The sequence below is a fragment of the Massilia sp. BAP21 genome, assembly GCF_057801335.1.
Genome location: NZ_CM173596.1, coordinates 5,404,126 through 5,416,425, shown reverse-complemented (window position 1 = coordinate 5,416,425; position 12,300 = coordinate 5,404,126). Strand labels below are relative to the sequence as shown.

9 protein-coding genes are annotated in these 12,300 nt (G+C 67.3%); 4 read left to right on the top strand and 5 right to left on the bottom strand.

What is annotated here, in order from left to right:
• Positions 1-4 precede the first annotated feature (4 nt).
• Entirely contained in the window at positions 5-1,204 is a 1,200-nt protein-coding gene (locus tag ACWYRN_RS23645; RefSeq protein WP_488690251.1) for an efflux RND transporter periplasmic adaptor subunit, read from the bottom strand.
• 202 nt (positions 1,205-1,406) lie between these two features.
• Here ACWYRN_RS23645 and ACWYRN_RS23640 point away from each other — a divergent pair, with 202 nt between their 5' ends.
• Together ACWYRN_RS23640 and ACWYRN_RS23635 are read left to right on the top strand one after the other, a co-directional pair.
• Complete coding sequence (locus ACWYRN_RS23640) at positions 1,407-2,540, top strand: putative bifunctional diguanylate cyclase/phosphodiesterase (RefSeq protein WP_488690250.1); 1,134 nt, start codon at positions 1,407-1,409, stop codon at positions 2,538-2,540.
• A gap of 158 nt (positions 2,541-2,698) precedes the next feature.
• Positions 2,699-4,900 carry an OsmC domain/YcaO domain-containing protein gene (locus ACWYRN_RS23635; RefSeq protein WP_488690249.1) on the top strand — a complete coding sequence of 734 codons (2,202 nt, stop codon included), beginning with the start codon at positions 2,699-2,701 and terminating at the stop codon, positions 4,898-4,900.
• Positions 4,901-5,039: 139 nt separating this feature from the next.
• Here ACWYRN_RS23635 and ACWYRN_RS23630 read toward each other — a convergent pair whose 3' ends face one another.
• Both ACWYRN_RS23630 and ACWYRN_RS23625 read right to left on the bottom strand, forming a co-directional pair.
• Positions 5,040-5,804 carry a hypothetical protein gene (locus ACWYRN_RS23630; RefSeq protein ID WP_488690248.1) on the bottom strand — a complete coding sequence of 255 codons (765 nt, stop codon included), beginning with the start codon at positions 5,802-5,804 and terminating at the stop codon, positions 5,040-5,042.
• Positions 5,805-5,960: 156 nt separating this feature from the next.
• Entirely contained in the window at positions 5,961-6,719 is a 759-nt protein-coding gene (locus tag ACWYRN_RS23625; RefSeq protein ID WP_488690247.1) for a 3-keto-disaccharide hydrolase, read from the bottom strand.
• 245 nt (positions 6,720-6,964) lie between these two features.
• Between ACWYRN_RS23625 and ACWYRN_RS23620 the strand changes: the two genes are divergently transcribed.
• On the top strand, positions 6,965-9,538 hold the full coding sequence (locus ACWYRN_RS23620; RefSeq protein WP_488690246.1) for an alpha/beta hydrolase family protein: 2,574 nt from the start codon (positions 6,965-6,967) through the stop codon (positions 9,536-9,538).
• A 116-nt stretch (positions 9,539-9,654) separates the two neighbouring features.
• Complete coding sequence (locus tag ACWYRN_RS23615) at positions 9,655-9,861, top strand: hypothetical protein (RefSeq protein ID WP_488690245.1); 207 nt, start codon at positions 9,655-9,657, stop codon at positions 9,859-9,861.
• 31 nt (positions 9,862-9,892) lie between these two features.
• Here the strand turns inward: ACWYRN_RS23615 and ACWYRN_RS23610 are convergent, their stop codons facing one another.
• Together ACWYRN_RS23610 and ACWYRN_RS23605 are read right to left on the bottom strand one after the other, a co-directional pair.
• Complete coding sequence (locus ACWYRN_RS23610; RefSeq protein WP_488690244.1) at positions 9,893-10,504, bottom strand: response regulator transcription factor; 612 nt, start codon at positions 10,502-10,504, stop codon at positions 9,893-9,895.
• Positions 10,494-12,113 carry a sensor histidine kinase gene (locus ACWYRN_RS23605; protein ID WP_488690243.1) on the bottom strand — a complete coding sequence of 540 codons (1,620 nt, stop codon included), beginning with the start codon at positions 12,111-12,113 and terminating at the stop codon, positions 10,494-10,496. Before ACWYRN_RS23605 ends, ACWYRN_RS23610 begins: the two co-directional genes overlap by 11 nt.
• Positions 12,114-12,300: the final 187 nt, after the last annotated feature.

The window sequence follows — 12,300 nt, the reverse complement described above, 5'->3', positions numbered from 1 at the left end:
GTCCTCAGCTTGCGGCGGCAGGGGTTGGCGCGGCAGGAGCAGGTGCAGCAACAGGAGCAGCAGCGGCGGCGCGCACCTTCACCGCCATGTCCGGCTTGAGCTTCTGGGTGCCGCTCACGATCACGCGCTCGCCTTCCTCCAGGCCTTCCTCGACCAGCCACTGGCCGTTCGCCAGGGCGCCGGTGCGCACCGGGCGCAGCACGGTCTTGCCGTTCGCGCCGACCAGCATCACGCTGGCGTCACCCTTCTGGTTACGCCTAACGGCCGGCGCCGGCACCTGCACCACGTTCGGGCGCATGCCCTGGTTCACTGAAGCACGCACGAACATCCCCGGCAGCAGCAAATGGTCGGGGTTCGGGAAGCGCGCGCGCAGCGTCACCGAGCCGGTGGCCGGGTCCACGGTCACGCCGCTCACTTCCAGCGTGCCCTCGTGGGCATAGGTGCTGCCGTCCTCGAGCTGCAGCCTGACCCTGGTCTGCTGGCCGCCCGCCGTCAGCTTGCCGGCCGCGATGTCGCGGCGCAGGGCCAGGCCTTCCACGCTCGACTGCTGCAGGTCGACGAACATCGGGTCGAGTTGCTGGATGGTGGTCATCAGGGTGGCCGAGCCGCCCTGCACGTAGGCGCCTTTCGTCACCTGTGAAATGCTGCTGCGGCCGGCGATCGGCGCCGTGACGCTGGTGTAGCCGAGGTTGATGCGGGCATTGCTGGCGGCAGCTTCGGCCGCGGCGACGTCGGCGGCGGCCTGCAGCTGCGCCGCTTCGGCATCGTCGAAGTCCTGCTTGCTGATGGCGTTGCTGACGATGAGCACCTTGTAGCGCTTCAGCTGGGCGGTGCTGCTGGCCAGGTTCGCCTGCGCGCGCTTGAGTTGCGCCTCGGCGCTGGCCAGGGCGGTGCGGTAGGGAGCCGGGTCGATCCGGTACAGCGGCTGCCCGGCGCGCACGTCGCTGCCCTCCGTAAAGCTGCGCTCCTGCACGATGCCGTCCACCCGCGCCCGCACTTCGGCCAGCAGCGAGGGCGAAGTACGGCCCGGCAGCTCGACGTCCATCCGCACGGCGCTGCGCAGCACGGGCAGGACCGTGACTTCGGGTACGGCCGGGGCGGGCGGTGTGGCGTCCTTGCCGCAGGCGGCGAGCAGACATGCAAGAAGGAGGGCGCTGCCGGTGGCCGGCAGTCCCTTGCGGCATTCAGGAAGGTGGAATGGCATTGAAGAGTTGGTAGTCGAGGTTGGCGAACATCGCGTAGCGGAGCACTATGCCACTGGCGAACTAAACTGTGGATGTCTGGAACATTAAGGATTGTTAATGTTTATCCGCAGGCGGGGGCGGCAAGCCGCGTACATACGCACGCCGCCCGCGCGGCTTGCCATGCTAGTATGGCCGCAGGCACTAACGCATCATCCAGCGACCATGCATTCCAGCACTGCCGTGGAGATCCAGCGCCGGCTCGATGACCACCTGGCACGCCTGGGCGGCGACGAGTTCGTGCTGGTGCTGGAAGAACTGGGCGGGTCGGGCGAAGAAGCGGTGCGCGAAGCGAATATCGTGGTCGACAAGCTGAAGCTGGTCCTGGACCAACCCTACAGCCTGGACGGCCGCCCCTTCGTGAGTACCCCGAGCATGGGGCTGGTGCTGTTCGACGGCGTCTCGAGCGACGTCGACACCCTGCTCAGGCAGGCCGACCTCGCCATGTACCAGGCCAAGGCACAGGGGCGCAACACCGCGCGCTTTTTCGATCCGGGCATGCAGGCGTCGGCCGAGCGCAAGGCCTCGCTCGAACGCGCGCTGCGCGAGGGCTTGTCGGCGCACGAGTTCGTGCTGTATTGCCAGCCGCAGTTCAGCAGCAGCGGTGCGCTGCTCGGGGCCGAGGTGCTGCTGCGCTGGCGCCGCGCCGACGGCGTGCTGCTCGGGCCGGACCAGTTCATCGGCCTGGCCGAAGCCTCGGGCCTGATCGTGCCCCTCGGCCGCCACGTGCTCGAAGAAAGCTGCCGCGCACTGGCGCGCTGGCGGGGCGATGCGGCGCTGGACCAGCTGAAGCTCGCCGTCAACGTCAGCGTGCAGCAGTTGCGCAGCGCCGCGTTTCCCGAGCAGGTGGCGCGCATCCTGCACGACACCGGTGCCCCGCCCGCCCAGCTGTGCCTGGAGCTGACCGAAAGCGTGTTCGCCGAAAACGTCGCCGAACTGATCGCGCACATGCACACGCTGTGCGGCCTTGGCGTGCAGTTTTCGCTCGACGACTTCGGCACCGGCTATTCCTCGCTCGCCTACCTGCGCCGCTTTCCGCTGGCCGCGCTGAAGATCGACCGCTCGTTCGTGCACGACGTGCATCTCGATCCCGCCGCCGCGCCGATCATCGAAGCCATCATCGCCCTGGCGCGCGGACTCCGGCTCGACATCGTCGCCGAGGGCGTCGAGCACGAAGCGCAGCGCAGCTTCCTGGTCGAAGGCGGCTGCGGCGCGCTGCAGGGATACCTGCTGGGGCGGCCGGTGCCGATCGCGGATTTCGAGCGGCTGTATCGCGACAGGGGCACCGTGGGCGCATGACCTGGCGGAGCGCCTGGCCTGCGCCGGCCCGCGCACAGGACACCGCAACGCGATTATAGAGCCCTGTTTTTACAGGGCTTTTCGCATTCTTGCCTTTCGCGCGCGGCGGAAACCACGGATAATGCGCGCATCTTTTCGCGTAAAAATCTGGAATTCCCATGGAAATCAAAGTCAACTTCCTCGACAAGCTGCGCCTGGAAGCCAAGTTCGACGACTTCACCGTCATCGCCGACCAGCCGATCCGCTACAAGGGCGACGGCTCGGCCCCCGGCCCCTTCGACTACTTCCTGGCCTCGTCGGCCCTGTGCGCGGCCTATTTCGTGAAGCTGTACTGCGACACCCGCAACATCCCGACCGAGAACATCCGCCTTTCGCAGAACAACATCGTCGACCCGGAAAACCGCTATGCCCAGATCTTCAAGATCCAGGTCGAGCTCCCGGCCGACATCTCGGACAAGGACCGCCAGGGCATCCTGCGCTCGATCGACCGCTGCACGGTGAAGAAGGTCGTGCAGCAGGGGCCGGAATTCGTGATCGAGGAAGTCGAGAACCTGGATGCCGACGCCCAGGCGCTGCTGACCCTGCAGCCCGACGCCGGCGCCGCCACCTACATCCCGGGCAAGGACCTGCCCCTCGAACAGACCATCGCCAACATGTCGGGCCTGCTGGCCAGCCTGGGCATCAAGATCGAGATCGCGTCCTGGCGCAACATCGTGCCGAACGTGTGGTCGCTGCACATCCGCGACGCCCATTCGCCGATGTGCTTCACCAACGGCAAGGGCGCGACCAAGGAAAGCGCGCTGGCCTCGGCCCTGGGCGAGTACCTCGAACGCATCAGCAACAACCATTTCTACGCCGGCGCCTACTGGGGCGAAGAATTCGCCAACGCCGACTTCGTGCACTACCCGAACGAGCGCTGGTTCAAGCCCGGCCACCGCGATGCGCTGCCGAAGGAGATCCTCGACGACTACACGCTGGAGATATACGATCCCGAAGGCGAACTGCGCGGCGCGCACCTGGTCGACACCAACTCCGGCAATGCGGCGCGCGGCATCGTGTCGCTGCCGTACACGCGCCATTCGGACGGCGCAACGGTGTACTTCCCGGTCAGCCTGATCGAAAACCTGTACGCCAGCAACGGCATGAGCGCCGGGAACACCCTGGCCGAAGCGCAGGTGCAGTGCCTGTCCGAGATTTTCGAGCGTGCCGTGAAACGCGAGATCCTGGAAGGCGAATTCGCCCTGCCGGACGTGCCGCAGGAGGTGCTGGATAAATACCCCGGCATCGTGGCCGGCATCAAGGGCCTGGAAGAGCAGGGCTTCCCGGTGCTGGTCAAGGATGCCTCGCTCGGCGGCCGCTATCCGGTGATGTGCGTGACGCTGATGAACCCGAAGACCGGCGGCGTGTTCGCTTCCTTCGGCGCGCACCCGAGCTTCGAGGTGGCGCTGGAGCGCAGCCTGACCGAACTGCTGCAGGGCCGCAGCTTCGAGGGCCTGAACGACCTGCCGCAGCCGACCTTTGCCAGCGAAGCGGTCACCGAGCCGTACAACTTTGTCGAGCACTTCATCGATTCCAGCGGCGTGGTGTCGTGGCGCTTCTTCAGCGCCAGATCGGACTACGATTTCGTCGAGTGGGACTTCTCCGGCCACGGCGAGAACTCGAACGCCGACGAAGCCGCGACCCTGCTCGGCATCCTGCAGGAGATGGGCAAGGAAGTGTACATGGCGGTCCACGATGGCCTAGGCGCGACCGCCTGCCGCATTCTGGTGCCTGGCTACTCGGAAGTCTATCCGGTCGAAGACCTGGTCTGGGACAACACCAACAAGGCGCTGCTGTTCCGCGAAGACATCCTGAACCTGCACCGCCTCGACGACGAGCAACTGGCCGACTTGCTGGAGCGCCTCGAGACCAACGAGCTGGACGAATACGGCGACATCGCCAGCCTGATCGGCATCGAGTTCGACGAGAACACCGATTGGGGCCAATTGACCGTGCTCGAACTGCGCCTCCTGATCAACCTCGCGCTGAAGCAGTTCGACGAAGCACACGAGCTGGTCGGGGCCTTCCTGCAGTACAACGACAACACCGCCGAGCGCCGCCTGTTCTACGGGGCGCTGAACGTGGTGCTGGAAGTGGTGCTCGACGACGAGCTGGAGCTAAGCGACTACGTGCACAACTTCCGCCGCATGTTCGGCGATGCGCGCATGGATGCGGCGCTGGGGTCGGTGGACGGGAATGTCCGCTTCTTCGGTCTCACGCCGACGAGCATGGGGCTGGAAGGACTCGACCGTCACCACCGCCTGATGGACAGCTACCGCAAGCTGCACAAGGCACGTGCCGAGGCGGCGAAGCGCGGTTGATGGGTTGACCGGTTCCCGATGCGGGGGCGTTCCGGCCCCGGACGCCGGAACGCCTGGCGACACCGCTTGACGCATCGCCGGCAGGCGCCACGAGGTGCCTGCATCCTCAGGTGACGGTGTTCGGCGCGCGCTTTCGGTCTCAGGGCGCCGCGACCGCGTCGAACACGGCCTGGTCCACCTTGCCGCCTATCCGGACCGACTTCGCTTCGGTACGCAACACGCTTGCCATATCTTGTACGATGGCGGTCTCGGAAAACAGGGTGATCGGCTCGCCGTGCACGTCCACCAGGGTGCCCGGCTTTGCGTCCGCCACACATATCTGGCTCACCGCTTGCTGCATCCCGGGAGGAATCGGCATGCACTTGACCGCAATTCCTTCGATGGTGCGCGCCTCGGTGAAATGATCGGCTTTACCCTCGGTTTCCGGCGGCATGAATTCGCCGGGCGGTGACTCCAGGCGCTTCCCCTCCTTGTCAATGCCGTCGTAGTGCAGTTTGCCGTCACGCCCCAGGAAAGTGGTCCAGGTGCGAACGATCCGGCTTTCGCAAGCATGGTCCGCGTCGCCCACCTCGACGTCGAAGCGCTCTTCCTTGAACAGATACGATGTGCCATCGCTGACGTAGGTCTTGCGTGCGGTAATGAAGTCGGCCGGGAATGTCACGAAAGGTTTGGGGGGCGACTTCGTCTTCAACTGGTGCACGGTCACGCACATGTCGTACATGCCTTTCTGCAGGCGATGATGGTCCGTGGCCGACGCCGGACGTTCGACCGTGACGACATGATACGAGCGGCCACCGGCCTGGCCGGTTTCGCCGGACGTGGCAGGTGAGGGAGGAGAGGGAGAGCATGCGGCAAGCAGGGCGGCGCTGCAAAGTACGCCAGGGAGCAGGAAGAAACGGGGCATGGGTCGCTTCGCGTCAAATGATCATCTTGTTATCCATTCTATAACACGAGCTTGCCATTTAGATACTGCCCAGACTGCAAACCGTCCTCCCGGGATGGGCCCCGTTTGCCGGTGACGCTGAACAAGCCAGTGAACTGAGCGCAAGGCGTGGTGCGCTCAGAGTGGCCGCACCCAGATGTTCCGGAAGGCGACCGCGTCGCCGTGGTCCTGCAGCTTGATCGGGGCGGGGCCGTGGGCGCGGTAGAACGGCTTGCCGGCGTACACTGTTTCGCCCTGCAGGGCGGCGTGGTTCTGCACCAGCACGCCGTTGTGCAGCGCGGTCACGTAGGCGGGCGCCAGCAGGGCGCCGTCGGCGCCGAAGCGCGGCGCGGTCCAGATGACGTCGTAGGTCTGCCACTCGCCGGCGGCGGCGCAGGCATTCGCCAGCGGGGCGAATTGCTTGTAGATGCTGGCGGCTTGCCCATTCACATAGGTCTTGTTGGCGGCGCAGTCGAGGATCTGCAGCTCGTAGCCGCGGCCGGCGCCGGTGGCGGCCAGGAACAGGCCGCTGTTGCCGCGCGCCTGGCCGGTCCCGCCCAGGGTGGCGGGCACACGCCATTCGAGGTGCAACTGGTAGTCGCCAAACAGGCGCCGGGTCTGGATATCGCCGCTGCCGCCGCGCACGGTGAGCACGCCGTCCTCCACGGTCCAGCCGGCAGGCTTGTCGGGCGCGGCTGCAGTTACCCATTCGCGCAGGTCCTTGCCGTCGAACAGCACCACCGCATCCGATGGCGCGGCGCTGGAGGAAGCGGGAACGACGCGGGCGGGCTCGGGCGCCCAGGTTTCGGTGTCTTTCGGGTCGGGCTGCGGCTGTTGGGCAGCCGATGGGAGCGCGATCGAGAGACCGATCAGGACGATGCTGAGTCTGCTGGTCATGCCTGGCCTTCCGCTTGAAAAGACGAAAAGCATAGCATGTGGCGGTAATGGCTTTGACCGCAACGAAGCTCAGCGGTTCAATACTCTTCCATAGCTAACGGTGACAGCGCCAAAAGTTTTGTATCGTAAGTTTTCCGCCCAGCGTTTAGTGTTGCTAGGGAAATGTTTCTATGGCAATGTTTGTCATCACGCGTGAGGTTTCCTCGGGTTCGTGTTCCACATAGTCGACAAAGCGGAGAATGTATATGCAGCGAAAATCCTTGTTATGCGGTCTGGTGGGCACCACGCTCGCCCTCGGCATGACGTCCATCTCGATGGCGGCGCCGGTGGCTACTCCGGCCAGCGCGCCGGCCACGAGCGCCTACAACCAGCCGCCGAAGGAAATCCTCGACGTGATGCGCGCCCCGGCCTCGCCGTCGCCTTCGCTGAGTCCGAAGCGCGACAAGCTGATGCTGGTGACGATGGACGACTACCCGTCGATCGCCAAGGTCGCCACGCCTTTCCTGCGCCTGGCCGGCGTGCGCATCGAGCCGGGCAACCATAGCCAGCACGATACCCCGGGCGGCTACGGCATTCCCCCTTGCGTGAGCGCGATCGACCTGGTGCAGGTGGCCGACGGCGCCACCACCGCGGTCAAGCTGCCGGCCGGCGCCTGCCCGCGCCGCCCGCTGTGGAGCGCCGACGGCGCGCGCTTCGCCTTCGAGAACATCACGAACGAAGCGGTCGAGCTGTGGATCGGCGACGCCAGAACCGGCGCCGTGCGCCGCCTGCCCGGCGTGCGCCTGAACCAGATGTTCGGCGACCAGGTGCAGTGGATGCCCGACCAGAAGACCCTCCTGGTGAAGCTGGTGCACGCGCAAAAGGCCCCGCCGGCCGCGCCGCCCGGCTCGGATGGCCCCGGCATCCAGGAATCCCTGGGCGCCACCGGCCAGAGCAGCACCTACGAAAACCGCGACACCCTGCGCAACCGCCACGACGAAGCCCTGTTCGAACACTACGGCAAGTCGCAGCTGGCGCTGGTCGATGCCGCCAGCGGCAAGATCACCCCGGTCGGCAAGCCCGGCCTGTACGAAGAACTCGACGTGGCGCCGGACGGCCGCCATGCGGTCGTGACCGAGATCCGCCCGCCGTATTCCTACGTCACCACCTTCGACCGCTTCCCGAAACAGATCGATCTGTGGGACCTGGCAGCCGCCAGGGGCAAGAGCGCGAATCCGGTGGTGCGCGAAATCGCCGCGCTGCCGCTGGCCGATCGCGTGCCGAACCGCGGCGTGCCGACCGGCCCACGCAACTTCACCTGGCGTCCGACCGATGGGGCAACTTTGGTCTGGGCCGAAGCGCTCGACGGCGGCGACCCGAAAGTGCAGGCCGCCCAGCGCGACAAGCTGGTCATGCTGAAGGCCCCGTTCAAGGGTGAGCCGGTGGAATTTGCCCGCACCGAGCAGCGCTACGCCGGCCTGGCCTGGAGCGAGCAGCCCGGTACGGCCCTGCTGACCGACTACGACGTCAACCGCAAATGGCGCCGTACCTGGCAGATCAACGTCGACGATGCAGGAGCCTCGCGGCGCCTGGTCTGGGACATGTCGACCGACGAAAAATACGCCGACCCGGGTTCGCCGGTGCGCCGCACCCTGGCCAACGGCTTCTCGGTGATCCGCCAGGATGGCAACGCGATCTACCTGTCCGGAAACGGCTCGTCGCCCGCGGGCGACCGTCCCTTCCTGGACAAGTTCGACCTCGGGACCCAGAAGGCCGAACGCCTGTACCGCAGCACCGACAGCTCCTACGAGCAGTTCCTCGGCTTCGCCAACGATGACACGCGCCGCCTGTTGACCTGGTATCAGTCGGCTGCCGAGACGCCGAACGCCATGCTGCGCACGGTCGGCGCCGCCACGGCGGCTGCCGCCGGCGAGCCATCGTACGCGTCCACCAGCGTGGCGCTGACCCGCCTGGTCGATCCGGTGCCGCAGGTACGCCAGATCAAGAAGCGCCTGGTGAAGTACAAGCGCGCCGATGGCGTCGACCTCTCGTTCACGCTCTACACGCCGCCGGGCTACAAGGAAGACACGCGCCTGCCGACCATCCTGAACGCCTATCCGCTCGACTACGCCGACGCGTCCAAGGCCGGCCAGACCACCGGCTCGCAAGCCACCTTCACGCGCCTGCGCCAGTACCGCCTGCTGCTGTTGTCGGGTTACGCCATCATCGACAGCGCCGCCTTCCCGATCGTGGGCGACCCGCGCAAGGCCTACGACACCTATACCGAGCAGCTGGTGGCGAACGCCAAGGCGGCCGTCGACGAAGCCGTGCGCCTGGGCGTGACCGACCCGAACCGCGTGGGCGTGACCGGCCATAGCCACGGCGCGCTGATGACGGCGAACCTGCTGGCGCACTCGAACCTGTTCAAGGCCGGCGCGGCAACCAGCGGCTCGTACAACAAGTCGCTCACGCCGTTCGGCTTCCAGAACGAGCGCCGCTCGGTGTGGGAAGCACCGGACGTCTACACCAAGGCCTCGACCTTCTTCTACGCCGACAAGCTCAAGACGCCGCTCCTGATCGTGCACGGCGGCGACGATGCGAACCCGGGCACCACGCCGCTGCAATCGACCAAACTGTACGAGGCGATCCGCGGCAACGGCGGCACCACGCGCCTGGTGATGCTGCCGTACGAGCCGCACTGGTACGCGGCGCGCGAGTCGAACGAACAGCTGATCTACGAGATGCTGCGCTGGTTCGACAAGTACGTGAAGGAAGCGCCGGCCACGGCAACCGCGGCAGCGGCAGGAACCGCAGCCGGAGCGCCGGCGGCCGCGCCGTAAGGGGCAGGGCGGCGCCGGCCGGTGAGGGAAACCCTTACGCGCGACCCGGATTCGGTTGGCGCCGCCCTCGTCCATAATCCCTCCTGCCGGCCAGCGGGCCGCCCACACAGGAGGGAATGACAGTGAAACCAACGAACCACCCACCCGACGCCGCCATCCATGCCAGGTTGCGCATGGAGCGGCGCGGCAAGCGCCGGATTGCCAAGGACATCGTCGCGCGCGGCCAGCGCCAGCGCCGCGGCCTGGCCGGCGTGGTCCTGTCAGGCGGCGCCATTGCCGCCGCTGCGACCGTCGCCACCCTGTTCGAAGCCGCGCTCTGGTAGCGCGGGATGCCGGCATCGCAGGCGAGGCCCGCTAGCCGCCGCCGTATTGCAGGTGCTGGCGCACCAGGTCGGCCACGCTGGCCGCCTGCAGCTTTTCCATCATGCGCGCCTTGTGGACTTCCACGGTGCGCACGCTGATACCCAGGTCGCAGGCGATCTCGCGGTTATGGCGCCCGGCCACCACCAGCGCCATCACTTCGCCTTCGCGCGGTGTCAGGCTGGCGTGGCGCCGGGCATAGTCCGCCTGCGCCGGGCTGGCGCGCACGTCGCTGGCCTGGCGCCCGAAGGCTTCTTCGATGGCGCGCACCAGTTGCGCCTCCTGCAGCGGCTTCTCGAGGAAATCGACGGCCTGGGCGCGAAACGCCTCGCGCGCCGAATCGACGTCGCCATGGCCGGTGATCACCAGCACCGGCAAGCGGCAGCCCCGTTCGCACAAGGTCTTTTGCAGGGTGAGGCCATCCATGCCCGGCATGCGGATGTCGAGCAGCATGCAGCCGCGCAGCGCCGGACTCCAGCCCTGCAGGAAGGCTTCGGCATCGGCGAAGAATGCCGTCCTGTATCCGTTCAGGCTCAGTAGCAGGCCCAGCGCATCGCGCACGGCCGCATCGTCGTCGACGATGTAGACGGTGTTGTCAGTGCTCATGTCGTTTCATCCTTTCGCCGCTTGCTTGGCCACGCACTCCGTGTGCGGGCAATGTCATGGTAAAGACCGCGTGCCGCCCCGGCGCGGCCGTGAGGGTGCCGCCGTGGGCCTCGACGATGGCCCGGCTGATGGCCAGGCCGAGTCCCAGGCCGCTCGACTTGAGCGAGACGAAGGGCTGGAACAGCCGGCTGCGCACCGTGTCGGCGATGCCGGGTCCATTGTCGGCGATCCTGACCCATACCGACAGCCCGTCCGCACCCGCATCGACCGTGATGCGGCGCGGCGTGCCGGGCGGCGTGCTGCCCGGCCCCTCGGCCAGCGCCTGCACCGCATTCGTCAACACATTGCGCAGCACGATGTCGAGCTGGATGCGGTCGCCCAGCAGGGCGGCGGCAGGTACCGGGCGCACCTGGAGTTCCACCTGCGCCGCGGCGGCCTGCCCGGCGAACGCGGCCACGCTGTCCTCCACCAGCTCAGCCAGCGTCAGGGTATCGAGGGCGATGGCGCCGCTGCGGAAGAATTCGCGCAGGCGCTTGAGCACGTTCGATGCGCGCTGCGCCTCGGCCGCCATGGCGTCGACGGTCCTGGTCAGCAGCGGATCGCCGCCATCGCGCAGCACCAGGCGTTGGCAGGCGCTCCCGTAGGCCGAGAGCGCCGTCAGCGGCTGGTTCAGCTCGTGCGCCACCGCGGCCGCCATTTCGCCAGCGGCCGCCAGGCGCATCGAATGGCGCAGGTCGTCGCTGGCGCGGCGCGCGATATCGACCGCGATGCCGATCAGGAAGCCGGACAGGATCAGGCTCAGGACCAGCATCTGTAAATTCGGCATGCGTTCGAGGTGAAGCACCGGCCACAGCGCGGCGATGGTCACCCCGGCTTCGAGCACGATGGCGGCGCTGATGGCGCCCGCCATGCCCTGGCGCGAGGCGGCCCAAGCCAGCGGCAGCATCAACAGGTAGTAGGCCAGCGAGGCCGGCGCCGGACTTTGCAGCGCAAAGGCCAGCAGCAGGGCGATCGCCGCGGTGTAGGCGGCGCTGTCCCAATTGCGGATCCGGGCCAGGCAGTCGGCGCGCAGCGCCGGGTCGAACAGGCAGCAGGCGGCCGGCACGATGGCCAGCATGCCCGCGGTCTCGGCGATGGCGTAGCGGCTCAGGACATCGACCCAGGACAGGCCGGCAGCCGTCCCGGGGCCGCGCACGGTTACGGCATACAGCAGGGCGCCGAGCAGGCTGGCCAGCGCCGCCAGGGCGGCCCAGAGCAGCATGCCGCGGTGGCTGGCGAAGAACGCGCCGTCGGGCAGCCGGCGCCGCGTGAACAGCGCCAGCGCCAGGTACAACGGCACCGGCAACAGGCCGGCCAGCAGCGACAGCAGCGGCTGCGCCGGCAGGGCGGGCGTGATGCTGGCCGCCAGCAGGGCCGCCAGCACCAGCGGCAGCAGGGCGCGCCGGCCATGCCGGATTGCCGCGTACACCGCCAGTCCGGCGGCCGGATGCCAGACCGGGGCGATGGCCTGGTAGCGCGCCTCGGGGCCGCTCAGCACGTCGCAGGCGACATACGCGGCCACGAAGGCGCAGCCGCGCCAGATCGAGCGGGCAGGGGAGGTGCCGTGCATAAGGCCTTTCGTCGATGGTGGAGCGGGCATTATCGCCGCATCGGCGGCAACCCGCGCTGTATCAGGAAAAAGGAAAACCGTATAAGGGAAACCCTTACGGGAAGTGGCGAATGGTCAAGCGCGGCCGGATGGGCGAGACTGGAGCCGGGCCACGGATGTGGTCCCGCCATCCCAACGACGACAGGAG